This is a genomic window from Janibacter corallicola NBRC 107790, assembly GCF_001570965.1.
Classification (GTDB): Bacteria; Actinomycetota; Actinomycetes; order Actinomycetales; family Dermatophilaceae; genus Janibacter; species Janibacter corallicola.
On the sequence record NZ_BCSR01000002.1, the window covers coordinates 100,003 to 122,825 of the forward strand.

A 22,823-nucleotide genomic window follows, 5' to 3' on the forward strand; every position below is an offset into this window, starting at 1 on the left:
GGACGCCGGCCGTGGCCTCCGCCGCCCGGCTGCTCTTCGTCCACGCCCACCCCGACGACGAGACGCTCGCGACGGGGGTGGCGCTGGCCCACCACGTCGCGGCCGGTGACGAGGTGCACGTGCTCACCTGCACCCTCGGTGAGCAGGGCGAGGTCATCCCGCCGGAGCTGGCCCACCTGGACGCCGACCACGAGGACACCCTCGGGGAGTACCGCCGGGACGAGCTGCGGGGCGCGATGGAGACGATCGGTGCCCACCACCGGGTCCTCGGGGAGGACACCCGAGCCGGGGTCGCCTCGCGCTGGCGCGACTCCGGCATGGCCGGAACCCCCTCGGCCCGCGACCCGCGCGCGTGGGTGGGCTCCGACTCCGGGGAGGCCGTGGCGGCGGTCGGCGCGGTCATCGAGGAGATCGCGCCGCACGCCGTGCTCACCTACGACTCCCACGGCGGCTACGCCCATCCGGACCACATCCGCACCCACGAGGTGACCCGGCGGGCCGTCGCCGCCGTGGCCGAAGGGAGCCGCCCCGCCCTCTACGGGGTGTTCACCCCGCGCTCCTGGGCGCAGGAGGACCGCGAGCGGATCGCGCAGCTGGAGAGCGAGGGCCACCTGGCGGGACTCGGCTGGAGCCTGCCGACGGGGAACTTCCCCCCTTCGGTCGTCGACGACGCGGTCGTCACCCACGAGGTCCGCGACGAGAGCGCCCGGGAGCGGCAGGTCGCCGCGCTGCGGCACCACCGCACCCAGGTCAGCCTCGGCCCGGAGCACACCTTCGCCCTCTCCAACGAGATCGCCGCGCTGCTGCCGGGGCGCGAGGGCTACGCGCTGCTCGACCCGGGCACCGGCGAGCCGCTGCCCGGCGCACCCCAGGGCGGCCGGGAGGCCCTGGTGGTGCGGCGATGAGCCAGGACCTGGTGCCGACCACGCTGCGCAACGCGATGGCGCACTTCGCGAGCGGGGTGACGGTCGTGACGACCCTCGCCGACGAGCACGACCACGCGATGACGGCGAACTCGCTGTGCTCGGTCTCCCTCGAGCCGCCGATGATGCTCGTGTGCGTCGGGACCGACAACAGCTGGCGGGACTCGGTCGGCGAGGCCGGGATCTGGGGTGTCTCGATCCTGCCGGCCTCGGGCCGGCCGGCGGCGACCTGGCTGAGCACCGGGGGCCGGCCGTTGCTGGGGCAGCTCGAGCGCATCCCGCACCACCGCGGCGAGCTCGGTGTCGCCCTCCTCGACGACGCGCTCGCGACCCTGGAGTGCCGCACCGCCGACATGCACGAGGCCGGCGACCACACGATCGTCGTCGGTGAGGTCGTGGCCACCAGTGCCGACCCGCGGCGCGGTGACCCACTCATCTACTACCGAAGCCGCTACACGGGCGTGGAGTGACGATGACGCAACAGGGGGACACCATGGACGACGGCCGCCGACGGGGCCGAGGCATCATCATCGGCCTCGTCCTCGTGCTGCTCGTCGCCGGCGCCTACGCCGCGACGGTGCTGTGGGCGGACGGCAAGCTGCCTTCGGACACCAGGATCGGGGGTGTGGCCGTCGGCGGGCTGTCCGAGGACGCGGCCCGGCAGCGGCTGGAGAACCGGCTCGGCGAGGAGGAGCACCGCTCGGTCACCGTGACGGCCGGCTCCAAGAAGGTCCGGCTGGACCCGGAGAAGGCGGGGCTCTCCTACGACTACGAGGCGTCCGTGGCCGGCCTGACCGGATTCAGCGCCAACCCTGTGGACCTCGTGGACCGGGTGGTGGGTGGCTCCGAGCGCCCCATCCGCACCGAGGTGGACCGGACGGCCCTCGATGCGGCGATCGGCAAGGCCGCCGCGAAGGTCGACCGCAAGCCCGTCGACGGCACCGTCACGCTCAAGGGGACCGACATCCGGCAGAGCAAGGCCAGGCCGGGCCGCTCGGTGGACCAGGAGGAGCTCGCCGAGCAGATCGAGGAGGACTGGCCGCAGGAGCGGACCTTCGCCGCCCCCACGGAGCAGGTCGAGGCCGACATCACCCAGTCCGAGGTCGAGGCCTTCGTGAGCGACGAGCTGGAGCCGCTGCTCTCCGGGCCGATCACCGTCCACAGCACCGACCCCACGGCGAAGGGGGAGGCTGCCGAGATCTCCTTCCGGGTCGCGCCGAAGCAGCTGGCCGACGCCGTCTCAGTCCACTCCACCAAGGGCGAGCTGCAGGCACGGATCAACGACAAAAAGCTCGTGGAGGCCGTCGAGGTGGCCGCCGAGGAGTCCGGTGAGTTCGTGCCCGCGCGGGACGCGAGCGTGACCTGGGAGGGCGAGGACGACTACCGGGTCCGGCCCTCGGCGAAGGGCTTCGGCCTGCAGACGAAGGGGATGGCAGGCACCGTCTCCGAGGCGATGGCCCACCGGGGCGCGAAGGAGCGCACGGTCACCATCGACTCCCGGGTCACGACCGCGGACTTCACCACCGCGCAGGCCCGCAAGACCCTCCCGAAGGAGGAGATCTCCACCTTCACGACCCACCTGACCGACGACGCCGAGCGTACCGAGAACATCGACACCGCGGCCCGCCGCCTCGACGGCACCTACGTCAAGCCGGGGGAGACCTTCTCGCTGAACGCCCGGCTCGGTGAGCGCACCGCCGCCAAGGGCTACAACGCCGCGCCGGTCATCGAGAACGGCCGCCTCGTCGACGACTACGGCGGCGGCATCTCGCAGCTGTCGACGACGCTCTTCAACGCGGTCTTCTTCTCCGGGGCGAAGATCGAGGAGTTCCACCCCCACTCCTGGTACATCTCGCGCTACCCGGAGGGGCGCGAGGCGACGATCTCCTGGCCCGAGGTCGACCAGAAGTTCACCAACGACACCGGTGCCGGCATCCTCATCAAGGCCCACGTCGAGGGCGACGACGTCACCGTGACCTTCCACGGGCGGGCGCCCTACGACGACGTCAGGGCCGACATGGGGGAACGGCGCAACATCACCGAACCGGAGCGCATCGTCGATGACTCCGCCGACTGCGTGAGCCAGTCACCGACGCCGGGCTTCGACATCACCGTCAAGCGGCAGTTCATCAACGACGGCAAGGTCGTGAAGACCTCCGACTTCTTCACCCACTACGTCCCCGAGGACGAGGTCGTCTGCACCGGCTGAGCGGTCACCGCGGCGGGCGCAGGTAGGCGTACTCGTGGTGGACCTCCATGCCCAGCGCCGTGTACAGGCTCCGCGCCGGGGCATTGTCCCGCTCCACCTGGAGGTAGACCAGATCGGTCCCCGCGGCCTGGATCGCTAGGGCCGCCTCGCGGGTGAGCCAGCGACCGATGCCCTCCCTGCGGCGCTCCGGCGCCACGTGCAGGCCGAAGACGCCGGCCCAGGCGTCGTCCATCGCCACGCGCACGACGCCGACCACGCCCCCTTCGTCGTCGTGGGCGGTGAGGAAGACCTGCCGGCGGGGGATCGTGAGCACGCGGCGGGCGGTCCCGAGGTGCTCCTGCAGCCGCGGCCCGCAGCCGCGCAGCCAGTCCTCGTCGGGGGTGGGGGAGGTGGCGAGCCGCAGGCCCGGCGGCTGCCCGCCGGCCACGACGAGGTCGCTCACCCGGCCGGTGAGCACGTCGACCGGCGGGCTCTCGACGAAGCCCCGGTCGAGCAGCAGCTCGCCGAGCGGGTCCTCGGCGGCGCCCGCCCCGGTCGGCCGGGGCAGCATGAAGAGGGCGGGTGCCTCGCGGTCGGCGTACCAGTGCTCGACCGCGGCGACGGCCTCCTCGAGCGGGAGCCCCGGTTCGCCGACCGTGAGCACGGAGTTGGACCGGCCGGTCCACCTCCCGGCAGAGCGCAGCAGCCAGCCGTGGTACTCCTCGCCGAGCCACTCCTGCTCGATCCCCGGCTGCCCCTTGGTCATGATGCGCTGCAGGTCGCCGATGCCGACGGCACGGTGGGGCGCACCCCGACGCGCCGGCCGTGGCGGGACCACCCGGGCGGCGACGAGGTCGGCCCGGGCCACCTGCACCCGTCCCCGACGGGTCTCGACCCACAGGTGGGTCTCGTCGGCGTCGACCAGCTGGCCGGTCACGTCCGTCATCGAGTACTCGGGGGTCACCTCCTCCGGCGCCAACCGCCGACGGAGGGAGACGCGGGAGCCGATGGGGAGGTCGTCCATGGACACACATTGTGCCGCCGGGGTCCTGCACGTCCCGACGGCCCCGCGGGGCCCCCGTCTCCCGGCGCGGCGCCCGGCATACGATGATCCCAGTGATGCGTCCCAGGACCGGGGACGCATGCCCGCCCCGAGAAGGAAAGGTCACATGACCTACGTCATCGCGCAGCCCTGTGTGGACCTCAAGGACAAGGCCTGCATCGAGGAATGTCCCGTCGACTGCATCTACGAGGGCAAGCGCAGTCTCTACATCCACCCCGACGAGTGCGTGGACTGCGGTGCCTGCGAGCCGGTCTGCCCCGTCGAGGCGATCTACTACGAGGACGACACGCCCGAGGAGTGGGCCGACTACTACAAGGCCAACGTCGAGTTCTTCGACGACCTCGGCAGCCCGGGCGGCGCCGCCAAGCTCGGCATGATCGAGAAGGACCACCCGATCATCGCGGCGCTGCCCCCGCAGGAGCACGACGAATGATCCTCCGGGAGGCCACCCGTGCTGTCCCTGCCTGACTTCCCGTGGGACTCGCTCGCCGCCGCCAAGGAGCGGGCGGGTGCCTACACCTCCGCGGACCCCGCGCTCGGGGAGGGCATCGTCGACCTGTCCGTCGGCACGCCCGCCGACCCGACGCCCGCGGTGGTCCGGGAGGCGCTCGCCGAGGCCTCGGACGCGCCCGGCTACCCGCAGACAGCGGGGACGCCCGACCTGCGTGAGGCGGTCGTCGACTGGTTCGCCCGCCGACGCGGCGTCCCCGACCTCGACCCGGCCGGGGTGCTGCCGACGATCGGCTCCAAGGAGCTCGTCGCGTGGCTGCCCACGCTGCTCGGTCTGGGCGCCGGCGACGTCGTCGGCCTGCCGCGTGTGGCCTATCCGACCTACGACGTCGGTGCGCGACTGGCGGGAGCCACCCCCTTCGCGGCCGATGCGACGACCGCCTTCGGCCCGACGACCCCGTCCAGCGCGCCGAAGCTGCTGTGGCTCAACAGCCCCGGCAACCCCACCGGCAAGGTGCTCGGCGTGGAGCACCTCGCCAAGGTGGTCGCCTGGGCACGTGGGCGTGGCGTGCTCGTCGCCTCGGACGAGTGCTACGCCGAGCTGGACTGGCGCTCCGAGGAGGAGCGCGGTGAGTCCTACGAGCAGCTGCCCACGACGCCGAGCCTGCTGGACCCGCGGGTCACGGGCGGCTCCCACGAGGGGCTGCTCGCCGTCTACTCCACGTCGAAGCAGTCCAACCTCGCCGGCTACCGCGCGGCCTTCGTCGCCGGCGACCCGGCCCTCGTGGGGCGGCTGCTCGAGGTGCGCAAGCACGCCGGGATGATCGTGCCGTGGCCGGTGCAGCGCGCGCTGCTGGCCGCCCTCGGCGACGAGGGCCACGTGGCCGAGCAGAAGGCGGTCTACCGGGCCCGCCGCGAGCTGCTCGCCCCGGCGCTGGAGGCCTTCGGGATGCGGATCGAGGACTCCGAGGCGGGCCTCTACCTGTGGGCCACCGCCGACGAACCGTGCCGGAGCACGGTGGATCGGCTGGCCGAGCGGGGGATCCTCGTCGCACCCGGCGAGTTCTACGGTCCCCGCGGCGCCCGGCACGTGCGCGTGGCCCTCACGGCCACCGACGAGCGGGTGGCGAAGGGGGCGGCGCGCCTGCGCGCGTGACCCGGCCGCCGTCGGACGTCACCCGCTTCCGGGCACGGACCCGGTGTGGTGACGCAGCACACGGCTGGGGTATTTTCGACGGTAGATCCGAATGCCCGAGGTCACCACCTCCGCGGCACGGCACCGAACGAAGGGTTTGATACCGCATGACTGATGACGCCACCTTCTCCGCCGCCGGCAAGAACCTGACGTTCCCGCTCGTCGAGGCCAGCGAGGGCAACAACGGCTACGACGTCTCCAAGCTGCTCTCCGAGACCGGCAACGTCACGCTGGACACGGGCTACGTCAACACGGCCTCGTGCAAGTCCGACATCACCTACATCGACGGCGGGAACGGGATCCTGCGCTACCGCGGCTACCCGATCGCCGAGCTCGCCGAGAAGTCGAGCTTCGTCGAGGTCTCCTACCTGCTCATCTACGGAGAGCTGCCCACCGCCGCCCAGCTGGGTGACTTCGAGGCGCGGCTGCGCCGGCACACGATGCTGCACGAGGACCTCAAGGCCTTCTTCAACGGTTTCCCGCGGGATGCGCACCCGATGCCGGTGCTCTCCTCGGCCGTCTCCGCGCTGGGGACCTTCTACCAGGACAGCCTCGACCCCTTCGACGACGAGCAGGTCGAGATCTCCACCGTGCGGCTGCTCGCCAAGCTGCCGACGATCGCGGCATACGCCCACAAGAAGAGCCTCGGCCAGCCCTTCCTCTACCCGGACAACTCGCTGAGCCTGACCGAGAACTTCCTGCGGATGACCTTCGGCTTCCCGGCCGAGCCGTACGAGCTGGACCCGGAGATCGTCAAGGCGCTGGACCAGCTCTTCATCCTGCACGCCGACCACGAGCAGAACTGCTCCGCCTCGACGGTGCGCATGGTCGGCTCGGCCCACGCGAACCTCTTCAACTCGGTCTCCGCGGGCATCCACGCCCTCTCCGGCCCGCTGCACGGTGGCGCGAACCAGGCGGTTCTCTCGATGCTCGAGGAGATCCAGGCCTCCGACGACGGTGCCGAGTCCTTCATGCGCAAGGTCAAGAACAAGGAGGACGGCGTCCGGCTGATGGGCTTCGGCCACCGGGTGTACAAGAGCTACGACCCGCGCGCGGCCATCGTGAAGCAGGCCGCCGACACCATCCTCGAGAAGACCGGCGGCGGCGAGCTGCTCGACATCGCCCGCAAGCTCGAGGAGATCGCGCTCGCGGACGACTACTTCGTCGAGCGCAAGCTCTACCCGAACGTCGACTTCTACACCGGTCTGATCTACACCGCGATGGGCTTCCAGCCGAAGATGTTCACGGTGCTCTTCGCGATCGGTCGGCTGCCCGGGTGGATCGCCCAGTGGCGCGAGATGATCAAGGACCCGGAGACCAAGATCGGCCGCCCGCGCCAGGTCTACACCGGTTACACCGAGCGCTCCTACGTCCCGATGGACCAGCGCTGAGCGGGAGCTGAGGCACCCTCAGCGGTGCAGCGTGATGACGACCCGGCCCGATGGGGCCGGGTCGTCCGCGTCTGCCCAGGACATCGGGTCACCGCCCCCGCGGGACCAGGTGCGGCCCCCGACCGTCACCGACGTGATGCTGCGGGCCTCGGCCTGCGCGACGGCCCAGGCGCCGACGGCCCACGCGTGACGCTCGTCGGAGGCGGTCACCTCGACGGTGTCGCCCGAGATGCTCGCCCGCTGACCGGTCTGCTCCCGCAGGGCTGCGACCAGCAGGTCCGGCCGGCCGGGCTCGCTCGGTGCGTCGAGGCGACAGGCCATGCCGGCGGGGGAGTGGCCGGCCACGACCGAGGCGATGGTGCGCCCTTCGTGCTCGTGGTCGGCATAGGCCTCCGGGTAGGCGCTGCGCTGCACCCGCTGGGCGATCTCGGTGACGCGCATGTCCTGCCAGCCGTCGATCGCGGTGAGCTCGTCGTAGAAGGCGTTGGTCGCGTAGACCGGGTCCTGGAGCTGCTCGACGCTGCCCCAGCCCTGGCTCGGGCGCTGCTGGAAGAGGCCCACGGAGTCGCGGTCGCCGTAGGTGAGATTGCGCAGCTTCGACTCCTGGATCGCCGTGGCGACGGCGATGCTGCCGGCCCGTGCGGGCAGGTCACGCCGCATCCCGAGCGCGACGATGGTGCTGGCGTGGTTCATCTGGTCGGGCGTGAAGCTCACGTCCTCGCCGAGGGCGGTGGCGCGGCACTCCTCGCCGCCGACGAGGAAGCGCAGCCGGTCCCGTTCGGTCCATGCCCAGGTGCCGCCGGCGACGAGGCCGAGCGCCACGACTCCCGCGACGACCCGTGGCCACGGCGACCGTGGTCGGGCGTCGCCGGCCCGGTCGTGCTCGGTCACCTCAGGTGTTGGTGTGCAGGGCGTCGTTGAGCGCGATGCCCTGACCATCGCGGTCGCGCGCCTCGACACCGCCGGTGAGCGAGTTGCGGATGAAGAGCAGCGAGTCCCGCCCGGAGAGCTCGGCCGCCTTGACGATCGAGCCGTCCGGCAGCCCGACCTTGGTGCCGGCGGTGACGTACAGGCCGGCCTCGACGATGCAGTCGTCGCCGAGGGCGATGCCGATGCCCGCCTCCGCGCCGATGAGGCAGCGGCGGCCGATGGCGACCCGCTGGGTGCCGCCGCCGGAGAGGGTGCCCATGGTGGAGGCGCCGCCGCCGATGTCGGAGCCGTCGCCGACGACGACGCCCTGGCTGATGCGGCCCTCGACCATGGAGGTGCCGAGCGTGCCGGCGTTGAAGTTCACGAAGCCCTCGTGCATGACGGTGGTGCCTTCGGAGAGGTGCGCGCCGAGGCGGACCCGGTCCGCGTCGCCGATGCGCACCCCGGAGGGGATGACGTAGTCCGTCATCCGGGGGAACTTGTCGATGCTGGTCACCTGCACCGAGCCGCGGGCGCGCAGCCGGGCGCGGGTGGCCTCGAAGCCGTCGACGGCACACGGGCCGTGGTTGGTCCACACGACGTTGCTCAGCTGGCCGAAGAGGCCCTCGAGGTTGATGCTGTTGGGCTCGACGAGCCGGTGGGAGAGCAGGTGCAGCCGCAGGTAGCCGTCCGAGGCGCCCTGCGGGGCCGCGTCGAGGTCGATGCCCACGGTGACGACCTCGACGCGCACACGGCGCGCCTCGTCCTCGCCGGTCAGGGCCTGCAGCTCCTTCGGGGGAGCGGCATCCTGCGGTGCCTCGCCGAGTGCGGGCTCGGGGTACCAGGTGTCCAGCACGGACCCCTCGGTCGTCACGGTGGCCAGTCCATGGGCCCAGGCGGAGCGCGTGGTGGTGGTCATGGGGTGATCCTACGAAACCTCGTGGGGTGGGGCGTGCCGCCAGGTCCACTCCGCCTCGTTGCCGTTCATCCGCCGGTCCAGGAGCGAGTGCCGGGTGACCTGCCCGTAGGGCGTCGGGCGCCGTCCCGGGCGATGAGCTCGGTGGCGTCAGCCGGGGCGAGGGGCACGATGGCCAGCCGGGTCCGCGCCGCACGCAGCTCTGCTGTCTTGGTGGGTGAGGTCCGCCCGGGCAGCGGTGGGCCACCCGTCGAGCGCCCCGGTGGCACCTCCGGCCACAGCAGGCAGTCCAGGCAGTCCTCGCAGCCGCCCGGCCCCAGTGCGTCGCAGCGCTCGCAGGGCATGGGGCAGACGACGCCCTCGCCCCTGTCCCCGACCTGTCCGCTCGCCTCCGCGTCCACGACCCGATCGGTGGGCTCCGGGTCGTCCGTGTGGTCCGCCATGCTCCATCCTTTGGGCGGCCACGGGGGAGGTGGGCCACCTGCGTCAGTCCTGTGGACGGGGCGGGTCGTGGTCCGGTGGTTGGGGACGGCGAGCACGTGCCGCCGCGCGGGCCCCCTTCGCCTACCGGCTGCTCGCTCATCACTCGTGGTCTGTCACGCAGAGGCATCGCATGACGGGCCGTAGGGAGCTGAAGGGCCCCTGCCTGGGGTCCCACCCGGGTGCCGGGGTCAGGTTCTAGGGTGGCGCCATGCCGACCCTGGACCTGAGTGCGGACGTCGTGAGCCTGACCCAGCAGCTGTGCGACATCGAGTCGGTCAGCCGGGACGAGGGGGCGATCGCCGACGCCGTCGAGGCCGCGCTGACCCCGCTGGAGCACCTGCGCCTGACCCGGCGGGGCAACACGATCGTCGCCCGCACCGATCTCGGTCGTGAGGAGCGGGTCGTCCTCGCCGGACACCTCGACACCGTGCCGCTCACCGACCCGCCGAACCTGCCGGTGCGCCGCGAGCGGGTGGGAGGCGCCGAGGTGCTCTACGGGCGCGGGACGGTCGACATGAAGGGCGGTGTCGCGGTCGCGCTCAAGGCGGCGTTGCTGCCGGCACCGAGCCGGGACCTGACCTTCCTCTTCTACGAGGCGGAGGAGATCGACGAGAAGTACAACGGTCTGGCGCTGCTGGCCGAGTCCGACCCCGGCCTGCTCGAGGCCGACTTCGCGGTGCTGATGGAGCCGACCGCCGCCGCGATCGAGGGTGGCTGCAAGGGCACCATGCGCGTCGAGGTCGAGCTCACGGGCATCGCGGCGCACTCCGCGCGGCCGTGGAACGGGCACAACGCCATCCACGACGCCCACGAGGTTCTCGCCGCGCTCGCCGAGCACACCGAGCAGACGGTCACCGTCGACGGCCTCGACTACCACGAGGCCCTCCAGGCGGTGGGGATCAACGGTGGCATCGCCGGCAACGTCATCCCCGACCGTTGCACCGTCCTGATCAACTACCGCTTCGCCCCCGACAAGGACGCCGACGAGGCCCTCGCCTACGTCCAGTCGGTGCTGCCCGGTCGCCGGCTGCGCATCACCGACCTCGCCGAGGGCGCCCGCCCCGGACTCGACCGTCCAGCGGCCCGCTCCTTCCTCGAGGCGCTGGACGTCCCGGTCGGCCCCAAGGAGGGCTGGACCGACGTCGCGCGTTTCGCCACGCTGGGGATCCCGGCCGTCAACTTCGGCCCCGGCGACCCCAACCTGGCCCACCACGACGAGGAGCGCTGCCCGGTCGAGCAGATCGAGACCGCCGAGACCGCCGTCCTCAGATGGCTCACGTAGGGTCAACACGTGAGCGATCAAGGGAGCACTCCCGCATCCGAGCGCTGGTACCACAAGGGCCCCGTCCTCATGCGCGGCCGGCAGGTGCCCCGCACCACCACCGACCAGCGCCTGCTGGACGACCGCGGCCACGCCGACTGGCTGCACACCGACCCCTGGCGGGTGCTGCGGATCCAGGCCGAGTTCGTCGAGGGCTTCGGCGCCCTGGCGAAGATCGGCCCGGCCGTGAGCATCTTCGGCAGCGCCCGCACACCCGTGGACTCCGAGTGGTACGCCACCGGGGTCGAGCTCGGCCGTCGGGTGAGCGAGGCCGGCTACGCCGTGATCACCGGCGGCGGCCCGGGCGCCATGGAGGCCGCGAACAAGGGTGCCCGTGAGGCCGGCGGGACCTCCATCGGCCTGGGCATCGAACTCCCCTTCGAGGCGGGGTTGAATCCCTACGTCGACCTCGGCATCAACTTCCGCTACTTCTTCGCGCGCAAGACGATGTTCGTCAAGTACAGCGAGGGCTTCCTCGTGCTGCCGGGGGGCTTCGGCACTCTCGACGAGGTCTTCGAGGCGGTCACCCTCGCCCAGACGGGCAAGGTCACCAGTTTCCCCGTCGTGCTCATCGGCGTCGACTACTGGTCCCCGCTGCTGGACTGGCTGCGCGGCACCGTGCTCGCCGGCGGGATGATCAAGGAGGCCGACGTCGATCGGCTGCACCTGACCGACGACGTCGACGAGGCCATCGAGTACCTCGAGCGGGAGTCCGCCCGCGTCAGGCCGGAATCCTCGACCGAGGGCTGACCCATGGTCTGGATCGTCGTCGCCCTCGTCGCCGTCGTCGTCGTGGTGGCCACCGTCGCCCTGGTCACCGGACGGGTCGGCGTCGACCCGATGGCCGAGCCCGTCACCTCGACGCCCGACCACGGTCTGCCCGCGGGCAGGGTCCGTGCCCAGGACGTCGCGGACGTGCGCTTCGCCACCGCGCTGCGGGGGTACCGCATGGACCAGGTCGACGATGTCCTCGACCGTCTGCAGGACCGCATCGCCGAGCTCGAGTCCGACCGGGGAGGGGTGCCGCCGTCCCCAGGTGACCCTTGGGCCAATTAGGCGGGCAGCGACCGTGGGGTGGATAATGTCCGCAACGCGGCGACGCACAGGCGTCGCCCGACCGATGCCCGGTCAGCTGAGGATCGAAGGGAAGCGCACATGGCGGCGATGAAGCCACGCACGGGGGACGGCCCCCTGGAGGTCGTCAAGGAAGGGCGCGGCATCGTGCTGCGCATGCCCCTGGAGGGCGGCGGCCGACTGGTCGTGGAGATGACGCCCGACGAGGTCCGCGCGCTCGGCGACGCGATCGACAACTGCGACGGCCTGAAGTAGCTCGACTCGACGAGAGCCCCCGGCACCCGAAGTGCCGGGGGCTCTCGTCGTCCGGGTGGTGACACGGACCTGTCGGACCGGCGGGCCACTGACTAAGGTTCGCTGGTCACTGTCGTCCCGACCGAGGGGAAATCGGATGAACGCTGGATACGGACTGTCCGTGCGGTGGTCGCTCGCCGACGCACCCGCGGGCGTGGCGCAGAAGCTGCGCGAGTACGTCGTGGGCACCTCGATGGCCAACTTCATGTTCCTCGACGGACTGGCCTTCAAGACCTGGCGGATGCGGGAGGGCGAGTGGTTCGAGGGGACCTACGTCTTCGACGCCGCCAAGGACCGGGACGAGTTCAAGGAGAGCTTCACCAGCGGTGCCGACACCTCGCCGGGGAGCGAGATCGTCGGCTCCGCCCCGATCGAGATCGACGACTTCGAGGTCGTCGCGATCGCCGAGGGGCCGGCCGGCTTCCGTCGCGGCCCCGGCCCCGGGGCCTCCTGACGGCCGGCGAAGGGAGTCAGCGCCGCCGCGTCGCGGTGTCCCGCTTGACCGCCGCGAAGAGCCCGTCGCCGACGGGCAGCAGGCTGACGATGAGCCGCTCGTCGTCCCGCAGCTCCTTGCCGAGGTTGCGCAGCAGGGTCGTCGTCTCGTCCCGCACGGCGGGATCGGCCACCCGGTCGTGCCAGAGCATGTTGTCCATCGCGAGCAGCCCGCCCGGCCGCAGCAACCGGATCGCGTGCTCGACGTACTCGGGGTAGCCCTCCTTGTCGGCGTCGATGTGCACGAGGTCGTAGGAGGCGTCGTTCATCCGCGGGAGCACGTCCAGGGCCCGGCCGGTGATCACCCGGGTGCGGTGCGGCGCGATGCCGGCCGCAGCGTAGGACCGCTTGGCGCGCAGCGCGTTCTCCGGCTCCAGCTCGATGGTGGTGAGCACGCCGTCCTCGGGCATCCCCTCGAGCATCCACAGCCCGGAGACGCCCGCGCCGGCGCCGATCTCCACGACGTGCCGGGCACCCGAGGCAGCGGCCAGCAGGCGCAGCGCGGCGCCACCCCCCGAGCCGATCGGGGGCGCACCGAGCTCGGCGCCCGTGGTCCGGGCGGACTCGCGCGCCTCGTCCTCGGGGATGAACTGCTCCGCGTAGGCGAGGCTGGTCAGCTGGGCGGCGGATGTCATGACACAGCAGCCTATCCCGCCCGGAGGCCCCGTGATCCAGCCAATGCTCAGGTTCCCGCGTGAGGATGGTCCGGTGACGAGCAAGGACCGGACCACGGCACCCACGGACGAGACCCATGAGGACTGGGTCCCGCCGACGTGGGGCGAGATCGTCGAGCAGCACGGTGAGCGCGTCTACCGCCTCGCCTACCGGCTCACCGGAAATGTCCACGAGGCGGAGGACCTGACCCACGACACCTTCGTGCGGGTCTTCCGCTCCCTCGACCGCTACACCCCCGGCACCTTCGAGGGGTGGCTGCACCGGATCACGACGAACCTCTTCCTGGACCGCGCCCGGCGCAAGCAGCGGTTGCGCTTCGACTCCCTCACCGACGAGTTCGCGGCGCTGCTGCACAGCGGGACCGCCACGCCGGAGGACGTCTACGTCGACCACCTCCTCGACGCCGACATCCAAGAGGCGCTCGACGAGCTGCAGCCGCAGTACCGGGCGGCCGTCGTTCTCTCCGACATCGAGGGGTTGACCTACGAGGAGGTCGCCGAGGCCCTCGGCATCAAGCTCGGCACGGTCCGCTCGCGCATCCACCGGGGGCGTGCACAGCTGCGTGAGAGCCTCGGCCACCGGGCGCCCACCCGGCAGCGGGGCGACAGCGGCTCCAGGCGCCGTGGCGGCGGTTCCGGCTTCCCGGTGGCCCGTCCGGTGACCGGCACGCTGTGATCCCGGCGGAGGAGGGGCGGCGTGGCCGGTGACCTTCCCCGCCCCTCGGCAAGGCACAATCTGAGGCATGAGCTCTCCGCACCAGGGTGAGGAGCCACCACGGCCCCCGCACGCGCCCGCACCGGGCGAGCACCCGCGCGCCGAGCAGCCGGGCCAGTACGTGCCCCACGACGAGGCGGCCGCGCGCATGGGCAATGCCGCGCCCACCCAGCCGCTCAGTGGGCAGCAGCCCGACCCCCACGGTCAGGAGCAGCCCCAGCAGTCCTGGGGCCCGATGCCGCAACAGCCCGCGCAGCAGTGGGGCACAGTCGCCCGGCCGCCGGTCCGTCGCAGTGGCCCCGGGTGGCTCGGGGCGCTCGGCATCGCCGTGGTGGCAGCGCTCTTCGCCGGCGTACTCGGTGGCCTGGGCGGCGGCCTCGTCGTGGGCAGTGCCGGCACCGGTGAGTCCGGCGGCGGCCCGACGATCGTCGAGGACGGCAAGGACGAGGGAGCCGACCAGCGTCCGGACGGCTCGATCGCGACCATCGCCGAGGAGGCGGTGCCGAGCGTCGTCACCGTCCGTGTCCGGGGTGCCTCCGGCGCCGGCACCGGTTCGGGCTGGGTCTATGATGGCCGGGGGCACATCGTCACGAACAACCACGTCGTGCAGGGCGCCGGCCAGGGTGGCCGGGTGAGCATCGAGATGGCCGACGGGACCCGGCGTGACGCCGAGGTCGTCGGCACCGACACCTCCTACGACGTGGCCGTTCTCAAGGTCGACCCGGAGGGCCTGGAGCCCCTGGACATCGGCAAGTCCGAGGACGTCGTCGTCGGGGACGACGTCGTGGCGGTCGGTTCGCCCCTCGGCCTCGGCTCGACGGTGACGTCCGGCATCGTCTCGGCGCTCGAGCGCCCGGTGAGCGCGGGGGAGCCCGGCGCCGAGTCCTACATCTCCGCCATCCAGACCGATGCGGCGATCAACCCGGGCAACTCGGGGGGACCGCTGCTGAACTCCTCCGGCGACGTCATCGGGGTCAACAGCGCCATCGCCCAGGTCCCCGGGCAGGGATCCACGTCCGGCTCGATCGGTGTGGGCTTCGCGATCCCCTCCGACGTCGTCGTGCGCATCGCGCAGCAGCTGATCAAGAGCGGCGAGGCGGTCCACCCGATCATCGGTGTCAGCCTCGACCGTCGCTGGACCGGTGAGGGCGCGAAGGTCCTCGACGAGGGGGAGGCCCCCGGCGGGCAGTCACCCGTCGTGCCCGGTGGCCCCGCGGACAAGGCGGGGATCGAGCCCGGGGACGTCATCGTGTCCATGGACGGGCGGCGCGTCGCCGACCTGGACCAGCTCGTCGTGCGGATCCGCGCCAAGTCCGTCGGGGACGAGGTCAGCCTCAAGGTCCGTCGGGACGGCAAGCTGCAGAAGCTGACGATGAAGCTGGAAGCGGCCGAGGAGAACTAGCCATGGGCATCATGCACGGCTCGGAGTTCCTCGTCCTGGTCATCCTGGCCTTCATCATCCTCGGGCCGAAGCAGCTGCCCGAGTACGCCCGCAAGCTCGCCCGGCTCGTCGTCCAGGTCCGCCGGATGGCCAACGACGCGAAGAGCCAGCTCAAGGAGCAGATGGGGCCGGAGTACGAGGACCTGGACTGGCGCCAGTACGACCCGCGCCAGTACGACCCGCGCCGGATCGTGCGTGAGGCCCTCCTGGAGCCCCTCGACGAGGCGATCGCCCTCGGCGACGCCCCGGCGAAGGACGTGGCCGCCTCCTCCGACGAGGAGCCCGCGGCCGCCGCGGAGCCGGTGCCCGCGAAGAAGCCCACCGGCACTCCCTGGGACTCCGAGGCCACCTGACGAAAGGGGGCCGACCCGCCAGTCGGCGGGTCGGCCCCCTTCGTGGTGCGTCGGGGCGGGCCTCAGCGCCCGGTCGGCGTCAGGCCGAGGCTGCGGCCGGCGAGGCCGCGGGAGCGGGTGGCCAGGCCCTTGGCGATGCCGCGCAGCGCCACGGCCGCGGGGCCGTCCGGGTTCGAGTCGACGACCGGGTTGCCGTGGTCCGCCCCCTCACGCAGCGAGACGTCCAGCGGGATCTGGCCCAGCAGCGGCACCTCCGCACCGACGGTCCGCGAGAGCGACTCGGAGACCACCTGGCCGCCGCCGGAGCCGAAGAGCTCCTGCCGGCTGCCGTCGGGCAGCTCCAGCCAGGACATGTTCTCGATGACGCCGACGAGACGCTGGTGGGTCTGCATCGCGATCGAGCCGGCGCGCTCGGCCACCTCGGCGGCCGCCTGCTGCGGAGTGGTCACGACGAGGATCTCGCTGCCCGGGATCAGCTGTGCCACGGAGATCGCGATGTCACCGGTGCCGGGCGGCAGGTCGAGCAGCAGCACGTCCAGGTCGCCCCAGAAGACGTCGGAGAGGAACTGCTGCAGCGCGCGGTGCAGCATCGGGCCGCGCCAGACGACGGGCTGGTTGCCGGGGACGAACATCCCGATCGAGATCACCTTCACCTCGGAGGCGATCGGGGGCAGGATCATGTCGTCGACCTGCGTCGGGGCGTGGGTGACCCCGAGCATCCGCGGGATCGAGAAGCCGTAGATGTCGGCGTCGACGACCCCGACCTTCAGGCCCTGCTCGGCGAGACTGGCGGCGAGGTTCGCGGTGATCGAGGACTTGCCGACCCCACCCTTGCCGGACGCGACCGCGTAGACGCGGGTCAGCGACCCCGGCTTGGCGAAGGGGATCTCCCGCTCGGCCTGGCCACCGCGCAGGTGGGCCTTGAGGTCGGCACGTTGCTCGTCGGTCATCACCCCGAGGGTGACGTCGACGTCGACGACGCCCTCGACGGCCATGAGCGCGTTGGTGGTGTCCTTGGTGATGGTGTCCTTCAGCGGACAGCCGGAGACGGTGAGCAGGACGGTGACGGTGGCGTGACCGTTCTCGTCGACAGCGGCGGAGTCCACCATGCCCAGCTCGGTGATGGGGCGGCGGATCTCGGGGTCGATGACGGTCTCCAGCGCGGAGTGGAGCTGCTCGTCGGTGATCGTGGGGTGCGGGGCTGCCATACCTTCCATCGTAGGGCCGCCTCGCGACGGTCCTCACCGGCCCCGTCCGCTACGGGGCGCTACTCCTTCGCCTCGTCCTCCCGGCGGCGCACCTCGAGCCCCCGCTCCTCCATCTCGGCGAGCAGGTCCCGCAGCTCGCTGCGCACGAAGTCCCGGGTCGCGGCGTCCCGCAGCGCGATCCGCAGCGCCGCGACCTCACGGGTGAGGTACTCGGTGTCGGCCAGGGCCCGCTCGGCCTGCACCCGGTCCTGCTCGAGGGAGACCCGGTCGCGGTCGTCCTGCCGGTTCTGCGCGAGCAGGATCAGCGGCGCGGCGTAGGAGGCCTGTAGCGAGAGCATGAGCGTCAGCAGCGTGTAGTTCAGCGACCGCGGGTCGAACTGCGCAGCCGCCGGGGCGAAGGTGTTCCACCCGAGCCACACCGTGACGAAGATCGTCATCCAGATGAGGAAGCGCGGCGTGCCCATGAAGCGGGCGAACTTCTCCGAGAGCACCCCGAAGGCCTCGCCGGACATGCCCGAGGGCCGCCGGATCAGCTGCCGACGCACCTCCTGCGGGACGTCGACCCGGACGTTCCTGCGCTCAGCCATCGGTCACCTCGTGCCGCTCCTCGCGCCAGTCCTCGGGGAGGATGTGGTCCAGCACGTCGTCGACGGTCACCGCCCCGAGCAGGTGCTCCGTCTCGTCGACCACCGGCGCCGCGATGAGGTTGTAGATGGCCAGGGTCCGGGTCACCGAGCCGAGCGGATCCTCCGGGCGAAGGGGGTCGATCCCCTTGTCGAGGTAGCGCCCGATGCTCTCGTGCGGCGGTTCCCGCAGCAGCCGCTGGATGTGGATCATGCCGAGGTACTTCCCGGTGGGGGTCTCCAGCGGGGGCCGGCAGACGAAGACGGTCGCGGCGAGCGCGGCCGGGATCTCCTCGCGGCGCACGACGGCGAGGGCCTCGGCGACGGTGTCCTCCGGGGCGAGCACGATCGGCTCGGTCGTCATCAGACCACCGGCGGTGTTCTCGTCGTAGCTGAGCAGCCGGCGCAGCGGCTCGGCGTCGTCGGGCTTCATCAGCTGCAGCAGCGTCTCGGCCCGATCCGGTGGGAGCTCGGCGAGCAGGTCGGCGGCGTCGTCGGGGTCCATCGCCTCGAGCACGTCCGTGGCCCGGGTCTCGCTCAGCGTGCCGAGGATCGAGGCCTGGTCGTCCGGCCCGAGCTCCTGGAGGATGTCGGCGAGCCGTTCGTCACCGAGGGCGGCGACGACCGCGTCCCGGCGTTCGGGGGCGAGGTCGGCGATCACCTCGGCCAGGTCGGCGACCTTGAGGTCCTCGACGGACTCCAGCAGCTTGACCGCGGAGTGCTCGGCGGCGGAGACGGTGGCCGAGAGGCCGGTGACGTCCTCGACCGGCACCGTGAAGGTCTCCCCGCGCCGCCGGACGAGCAGCCCCCTTCGGGACTGGCGCCGGCCGCGCACGAAGACCTTGGTGATGAACCAGCTGCGGCTCGCGGCCTGCTCGACGCCGATGTCCTCGACAGTCGCCTCGGTCTCGCCGTCGTCGGTGCGCACCGTGACCGGCCGCTCCAGCAGCTCCGCGAGCACGAGGGTCTCGGTGGGCCGCTTCTCGAAGCGACGCATGTTCACGATCCCGGTCGTGATGACCTGCCCGCCCTCGAGCGAGGTCACCCGCGTCATGGGCACGAAGACCCGACGCCGTCCGGGCACCTCGACGACCAGACCCAGCACCCGGGGCCGGCGGGAGGGGGAGAAGGTGACGACGACGTCGCGCACCCGCCCGACGGGCTCGCCGATGGGGTCGAAGACGTTGAGGCTCGCCAGGCGGGCGACGAAGAACCGGGAGGGAGCACTCACGGGTCACAGCGTAATCAGCACGCTCGCGATCACCGCGTGCCGCGCCGGGTGGCCGGTCTGCCACCGAGGTGCCACGGGCGTCGGGTGCGCCGGGCGGCGGTGCCGGGACGGACCCCCTTCGAGGAGCGCTGGTCGCCGCCGGAGTGGCCGGGGCCCTGCAGCGGCGCTCCGAAGGGGGAGAGCGCCCACAGCCGGGAGGACTCCCGCCAGCGCTGCAGCTGGTCGGCGCTCGCGTTGAGCCGGGCGCCCCTCAGGGCCTCGGCGACGATCGGCCACAGCGGGTTCTCCGGCTCGATCTCCAGGCTCGTGGCGTTGAGGGTGAGCAGCCGCCCGCCGACGGCGCCCTTGCTGCGCAGGATCACCTCGAGGTGCTCGGGCAGCTCGCCCAGGTCCGCCTCGGTCCCGCCGGAGGCGAGGAGCACCTGCCCGGCGAGCCGGCTGCCCGCCTCGCCCGTCGCGAACCACGTCGGGCGTTCGCGACCGGCGATGCGCAGCCACAGCACCGTGGACTTGGTCAGCGCCTCGGTGGTGAGGGCGGAGAGGTTCACCTCGCTCATGGGGGAACCATAGGGGAGCCCCGTGGGAGGTCCGGGCGGGATGCGGTGAACTGCGTCATAACCCGCCGCGGGGGGCCGCTGCTAAGTTGCCGACGGAATCCCCTTCGCTCACTCCTGAGAGGACCAGAGCCCACACATGCGCAGTGCCAAGGACTTCTTCGCCCCGCTCGCCGTCGGCGCGCCGACCCCCGTGCGAGAGGTGCCGGCCCGACCGAGCCGGATGATCCACTTCTTCGACCCGAGCAACCCGAAGATGGCCGCCAAGGTCCCGGACATGGTCGGTGTCTCCGACGTGCTCCTGGGCAACCTCGAGGACGCCGTTGCCGCCGACAAGAAGGAGGCCGCCCGCGAGGGCCTCGTCCAGATCGCCAGGGAGACCGACTTCGGCGAGCACACCCAGCTGTGGACCCGGATCAACAGCCTGGACAGCCCGTGGGTCCTCGACGACCTCACCACCCTGGTCACCGAGGTCGGCGACAAGATCGACGTCGTCATGGTCCCCAAGGTCCAGGGCCCCGAGGACATCCACTACATCGACCGGATCCTCGCCCAGCTCGAGGCGAAGGGCGGCGTGCAGCGCCCGATCCTCGTCCACGCGATCCTCGAGACCGCCCGCGGCATGGCCAACGTCGAGGAGATCGCCGGCGCCTCCCCGCGGATGCAGGGCATCTCGCTCGGCCCGGCCGATCTCGCCGCGGACCGCCGGATGAAGACCACCCGCGTCGGCGGCGGCCACCCCGGCTACCTCGTGCGGCAGGACCCGGCGAAGGGGACCGACGGCACCCCGGAGTACGCGGGGGAGCGCTCGGTCTTCCAGCAGGACCTGTGGCACTACACGATCGCCCGGATGGTCGACGCCTGCGCGATGCACGGCATCTTCCCCTTCTACGGGCCCTTCGGTGACATCAAGGACACCGTCGCCTGCGAGGACCAGTTCCGCAACGCCTTCCTCCTCGGCTGCGTCGGCGCGTGGAGCCTGCACCCGGTGCAGATCGACATCGCCAAGAAGGTCTTCAGCCCCACCGCCGAGGACGTCGCCCACGCCCGGCGGGTCAAGGAGGCCATGCCCGACGGCCGCGGCGCGGTGATGATCGACGGCAAGATGGAGGACGACGCCAGCTGGAAGCAGTGCATGGTCGTCCTCGAGCTCGCCGAGCGTCTGTCGGCCAACGACCCCGAGCTGGCGAAGATGTACGCCGAGGCCGGGAACGAGGGCTGAGCGCGATGAGCGAGAGCTACACCCCCCGCCGCTCGGTCCTCTACATGCCGAGCTCCAACGCCCGCGCGCTGGAGAAGGCCAAGACCCTGCCCGTCGACGCGCTCATCCTCGACCTCGAGGACGCCGTCGGGCCCGACGACAAGGTCGCCGCGCGCGAGGCCGCCTGCGCCGCAGCGGCATCCGGTGAGTACGGCGACCGCGAGGTGACGATCCGCGTCAACGGGATCGGCACCCAGTGGCACGAGGAGGACCTCGCCGCAGCCTCGAAGGCCGGCCCCGCCGGCATCGTCGTGCCCAAGGTCGACTCCGCCGACGAGGTGCGCACCCTCGTCGCGGCCATGGAGGCCGCCGGGGCCCCGGAGCGCACGAAGCTGTGGGCGATGATCGAGACGCCGGCGGCGATCTTCGACGTGCGCGAGATCGCGCAGGCCTCGGACCGGCTCGAGGCCTTCGTCCTGGGCACCAACGACCTCGTCAAGGAGCTGCAGGCCGACCACGTGCCCGGCCGGGCACCGCTGCTCACCTCGCTCTCGTGGGCGGTGCTCGCCGCGCGCGAGGCCGGGATCGCGGTCCTCGACGGCGTCTACAACGCGGTCAAGGACATCGCGGGCTTCACCGCCGAGTGCGAGCAGGGCCGTGACATGGGCTTCGACGGCAAGACCCTCATCCACCCCGGTCAGGTCGAGGTGTGCAACACCACCTTCGCCCCCAGCGAGGAGGCCGTGACCGAGGCGAAGGGGGTCCTGCAGGCCTGGGAGGAGGGCGCCGGCACCGGCGTCGTCACCCACAACGGGAAGATGATCGAGAACCTGCACGTCGACATCGCGCGCCGGGTCCTCGCGACCCACGAGGCGATCCTCGCCCGCTCCTGAGGGCGGTCACCGGCGTCACGAGGCGGGGCAGGCCCCCTTCGCCCGAAATGGCAACGACCCCGTGACCGGGGTCGTTGCCATTTCGTGTTCTGACGGGCACAACCGGGTGGCGCCCAGAGGCGTCTGGGTCGGTGAGGGGTGAGCCGCAGGGGCTCGTCCCGGACAACAGGGGGAAAGTGATGAACACCTACCGAGCTCGTCATGCCCGGACGCAGGTCGCCGAGTCCCCGGAGCGCCGCCTCCTCGTGCGTGGCGCCCTGGCCTCGACGGCGGCCGTCGGACTCGCCGGCCTGGGCGTCGTGCCCGCCGTCGCCGCCAGCCACCCGACGCTGCGCAGGGGCAGCAGGGGGTCCGCGGTCCGGGAGCTGCAGCGCAAGCTGCTCAAGGCGGGGTACGAGCACTCCGGCGTGGACGGGCAGTTCGGGCCCTCCACCGAGCGCGCCGTCAAGCGCCTGCAGGGGGACCACGGCCTGGCCCGCGACGGGATCTGCGGACCGAAGACCTGGCGGGTCGTGGACCGGCTGGCCTCGGGCGGTGGCGGTGGCGACGACGGGGGAGGCGGAGGCGGCTCCCACCCGCTGCTGAAGAAGGGCAGCAAGGGGGCGGCGGTGAAGCGGCTGCAGACCGCGATGCGCGAGCACGGGTACTGGCACTCGGGCAACGACGGCAACTTCGGCGTCACCACCGAGCAGGCGGTCATGGCGGTGCAGAAGATGCACGGCCTGAGCCGCGACGGGGTCTGCGGGGCCAAGACCTGGGCGGTCATCGACCGGCTGGGCGACGCCAAGGCCCGCACGAGCAGCGGCTCGATCATGGAGGTCGACATCGACCGACAGGTGATCTTCGTCGTCCGGGGCGGCCGGACCCGGTGGGTCTTCAACACCAGCACCGGCAAGTCCGGGTGGCGCACCCCGCGGGGCCGGTACCGGATCTTCCGGCAGGTCAACGGGATGGACCACGGCCCGCTGGGCTCGTTGTGGCGGCCGAAGTACTTCAACGGCGGCATCGCCATCCACGGCTACACCTCGGTGCCCGGGTACCCGGCCTCGCACGGCTGCACCCGGGTCTCGAACGCGGCGATGAACTACCTCTGGAGCAGCGGGCTGCTCCCGATCGGGCGCCGGGTCTGGGTCTACTGATCGGTAGCGTGTCAGATGACACCCCCGCCCGCCATGGTGGGCGGGGGTGCCCACCTGTGATACTGGCGCGGAATCCTGCCGCCGAAGAACCG

General features: G+C 71.9%; 26 protein-coding genes. 17 read left to right on the forward strand and 9 right to left on the reverse strand.

Annotated elements, in window-relative coordinates; translation table 11 throughout:
* The first annotated feature begins 11 nt into the window (after positions 1–11).
* The 3 genes from mshB to JCO01S_RS01745 are packed head-to-tail and all read left to right on the forward strand — an operon-like array spanning position 12 to position 3,132.
* Positions 12–905, forward strand: coding sequence for an N-acetyl-1-D-myo-inositol-2-amino-2-deoxy-alpha-D-glucopyranoside deacetylase (gene mshB, locus JCO01S_RS01735; protein ID WP_245634301.1), 894 nt, complete (start codon positions 12–14; stop codon positions 903–905).
* On the forward strand, positions 902–1,393 hold the full coding sequence (locus tag JCO01S_RS01740) for a flavin reductase family protein (protein WP_068249840.1): 492 nt from the start codon (positions 902–904) through the stop codon (positions 1,391–1,393). Before mshB ends, JCO01S_RS01740 begins: the two co-directional genes overlap by 4 nt.
* 2 nt (positions 1,394–1,395) lie before the next feature.
* Entirely contained in the window at positions 1,396–3,132 is a 1,737-nt protein-coding gene (locus tag JCO01S_RS01745; protein WP_068249841.1) for a VanW family protein, read from the forward strand.
* Positions 3,133–3,136: 4 nt separating this feature from the next.
* On the opposite strand, the gene JCO01S_RS01750 is transcribed toward JCO01S_RS01745, so the two are convergent.
* Complete coding sequence (locus JCO01S_RS01750; RefSeq protein ID WP_068249845.1) at positions 3,137–4,135, reverse strand: GNAT family N-acetyltransferase; 999 nt, start codon at positions 4,133–4,135, stop codon at positions 3,137–3,139.
* A gap of 145 nt (positions 4,136–4,280) precedes the next feature.
* On the opposite strand from JCO01S_RS01750, the gene fdxA reads away from it, so the two are divergent.
* The 3 genes from fdxA (at position 4,281) to JCO01S_RS01765 (ending at position 7,210) form a co-directional block, all read left to right on the forward strand.
* Positions 4,281–4,607, forward strand: a complete 327-nt coding sequence (fdxA, locus tag JCO01S_RS01755) for a ferredoxin (protein ID WP_068249846.1) — start codon at positions 4,281–4,283, stop codon at positions 4,605–4,607.
* An 18-nt stretch (positions 4,608–4,625) separates the two neighbouring features.
* The gene (dapC, locus tag JCO01S_RS01760) at positions 4,626–5,780 is read left to right on the forward strand and encodes a succinyldiaminopimelate transaminase (protein WP_068249848.1); all 1,155 of its coding nucleotides are present in this window, start codon (positions 4,626–4,628) and stop codon (positions 5,778–5,780) included.
* Positions 5,781–5,926: 146 nt separating this feature from the next.
* Entirely contained in the window at positions 5,927–7,210 is a 1,284-nt protein-coding gene (locus tag JCO01S_RS01765) for a citrate synthase (protein ID WP_068249850.1), read from the forward strand.
* An 18-nt stretch (positions 7,211–7,228) separates the two neighbouring features.
* Here JCO01S_RS01765 and JCO01S_RS01770 read toward each other — a convergent pair whose 3' ends face one another.
* The 3 genes from JCO01S_RS01770 to JCO01S_RS01780 all read right to left on the reverse strand — a co-directional run bounded on the left by JCO01S_RS01770 (position 7,229) and on the right by JCO01S_RS01780 (position 9,478).
* Entirely contained in the window at positions 7,229–8,101 is an 873-nt protein-coding gene (locus JCO01S_RS01770) for a hypothetical protein (RefSeq protein WP_068249855.1), read from the reverse strand.
* Position 8,102: 1 nt separating this feature from the next.
* Positions 8,103–9,038: a 2,3,4,5-tetrahydropyridine-2,6-dicarboxylate N-succinyltransferase gene (gene dapD / locus JCO01S_RS01775; protein WP_068249857.1), complete on the reverse strand. Its 936-nt coding sequence runs from the start codon at positions 9,036–9,038 to the stop codon at positions 8,103–8,105.
* A 65-nt stretch (positions 9,039–9,103) separates the two neighbouring features.
* The gene (locus JCO01S_RS01780; protein ID WP_068249859.1) at positions 9,104–9,478 is read right to left on the reverse strand and encodes a hypothetical protein; all 375 of its coding nucleotides are present in this window, start codon (positions 9,476–9,478) and stop codon (positions 9,104–9,106) included.
* Positions 9,479–9,726: 248 nt separating this feature from the next.
* On the opposite strand from JCO01S_RS01780, the gene dapE reads away from it, so the two are divergent.
* The 5 genes from dapE to JCO01S_RS01800 all read left to right on the forward strand — a co-directional run bounded on the left by dapE (position 9,727) and on the right by JCO01S_RS01800 (position 12,661).
* Complete coding sequence (gene dapE, locus JCO01S_RS01785; RefSeq protein ID WP_068249861.1) at positions 9,727–10,800, forward strand: succinyl-diaminopimelate desuccinylase; 1,074 nt, start codon at positions 9,727–9,729, stop codon at positions 10,798–10,800.
* A 9-nt stretch (positions 10,801–10,809) separates the two neighbouring features.
* Complete coding sequence (locus JCO01S_RS01790; RefSeq protein WP_068249863.1) at positions 10,810–11,589, forward strand: LOG family protein; 780 nt, start codon at positions 10,810–10,812, stop codon at positions 11,587–11,589.
* 3 nt (positions 11,590–11,592) lie between these two features.
* The gene (locus tag JCO01S_RS01795) at positions 11,593–11,895 is read left to right on the forward strand and encodes a DivIVA domain-containing protein (RefSeq protein ID WP_068249864.1); all 303 of its coding nucleotides are present in this window, start codon (positions 11,593–11,595) and stop codon (positions 11,893–11,895) included.
* Between the two features lie 99 nt (positions 11,896–11,994).
* Complete coding sequence (locus tag JCO01S_RS15295) at positions 11,995–12,168, forward strand: DUF3117 domain-containing protein (RefSeq protein ID WP_084342539.1); 174 nt, start codon at positions 11,995–11,997, stop codon at positions 12,166–12,168.
* Between the two features lie 136 nt (positions 12,169–12,304).
* Positions 12,305–12,661, forward strand: a complete 357-nt coding sequence (locus tag JCO01S_RS01800) for a hypothetical protein (RefSeq protein ID WP_068249866.1) — start codon at positions 12,305–12,307, stop codon at positions 12,659–12,661.
* 16 nt (positions 12,662–12,677) lie between these two features.
* On the opposite strand, the gene JCO01S_RS01805 is transcribed toward JCO01S_RS01800, so the two are convergent.
* Complete coding sequence (locus tag JCO01S_RS01805; protein ID WP_068249868.1) at positions 12,678–13,334, reverse strand: O-methyltransferase; 657 nt, start codon at positions 13,332–13,334, stop codon at positions 12,678–12,680.
* Between the two features lie 73 nt (positions 13,335–13,407).
* Between JCO01S_RS01805 and sigE the strand changes: the two genes are divergently transcribed.
* From sigE to JCO01S_RS01820, 3 genes are all read left to right on the forward strand, one after another.
* Positions 13,408–14,049: an RNA polymerase sigma factor SigE gene (gene sigE / locus JCO01S_RS01810; RefSeq protein WP_068249870.1), complete on the forward strand. Its 642-nt coding sequence runs from the start codon at positions 13,408–13,410 to the stop codon at positions 14,047–14,049.
* Between the two features lie 67 nt (positions 14,050–14,116).
* The gene (locus JCO01S_RS01815) at positions 14,117–15,490 is read left to right on the forward strand and encodes a trypsin-like peptidase domain-containing protein (RefSeq protein ID WP_245634302.1); all 1,374 of its coding nucleotides are present in this window, start codon (positions 14,117–14,119) and stop codon (positions 15,488–15,490) included.
* A 2-nt stretch (positions 15,491–15,492) separates the two neighbouring features.
* Positions 15,493–15,882, forward strand: a complete 390-nt coding sequence (locus JCO01S_RS01820; protein WP_068249871.1) for a twin-arginine translocase TatA/TatE family subunit — start codon at positions 15,493–15,495, stop codon at positions 15,880–15,882.
* A 62-nt stretch (positions 15,883–15,944) separates the two neighbouring features.
* Here JCO01S_RS01820 and JCO01S_RS01825 read toward each other — a convergent pair whose 3' ends face one another.
* Genes JCO01S_RS01825 through JCO01S_RS01840 form a run of 4 tightly spaced genes read right to left on the reverse strand, consistent with a single transcriptional unit; the run spans position 15,945 to position 19,501 of the window.
* Positions 15,945–17,099 carry an Mrp/NBP35 family ATP-binding protein gene (locus JCO01S_RS01825; protein WP_439645685.1) on the reverse strand — a complete coding sequence of 385 codons (1,155 nt, stop codon included), beginning with the start codon at positions 17,097–17,099 and terminating at the stop codon, positions 15,945–15,947.
* Positions 17,100–17,149: 50 nt separating this feature from the next.
* Complete coding sequence (locus tag JCO01S_RS01830) at positions 17,150–17,677, reverse strand: DUF1003 domain-containing protein (RefSeq protein WP_068249873.1); 528 nt, start codon at positions 17,675–17,677, stop codon at positions 17,150–17,152.
* On the reverse strand, positions 17,670–18,944 hold the full coding sequence (locus JCO01S_RS01835; RefSeq protein WP_068249875.1) for a magnesium transporter MgtE N-terminal domain-containing protein: 1,275 nt from the start codon (positions 18,942–18,944) through the stop codon (positions 17,670–17,672). Before JCO01S_RS01835 ends, JCO01S_RS01830 begins: the two co-directional genes overlap by 8 nt.
* Before the next feature lie 29 nt (positions 18,945–18,973).
* Positions 18,974–19,501, reverse strand: a complete 528-nt coding sequence (locus JCO01S_RS01840; protein ID WP_068249877.1) for a hypothetical protein — start codon at positions 19,499–19,501, stop codon at positions 18,974–18,976.
* A gap of 136 nt (positions 19,502–19,637) precedes the next feature.
* Here JCO01S_RS01840 and JCO01S_RS01845 point away from each other — a divergent pair, with 136 nt between their 5' ends.
* From JCO01S_RS01845 to JCO01S_RS15300, 3 genes are all read left to right on the forward strand, one after another.
* Complete coding sequence (locus JCO01S_RS01845) at positions 19,638–20,720, forward strand: HpcH/HpaI aldolase/citrate lyase family protein (protein WP_068249879.1); 1,083 nt, start codon at positions 19,638–19,640, stop codon at positions 20,718–20,720.
* 5 nt (positions 20,721–20,725) lie between these two features.
* Positions 20,726–21,592, forward strand: a complete 867-nt coding sequence (locus JCO01S_RS01850; RefSeq protein ID WP_068249885.1) for an HpcH/HpaI aldolase/citrate lyase family protein — start codon at positions 20,726–20,728, stop codon at positions 21,590–21,592.
* Between the two features lie 179 nt (positions 21,593–21,771).
* Positions 21,772–22,731 (forward strand): L,D-transpeptidase family protein, encoded by a 960-nt coding sequence (locus tag JCO01S_RS15300; protein ID WP_084342542.1) that lies wholly within the window; start codon positions 21,772–21,774, stop codon positions 22,729–22,731.
* Positions 22,732–22,823 lie beyond the last annotated feature (92 nt).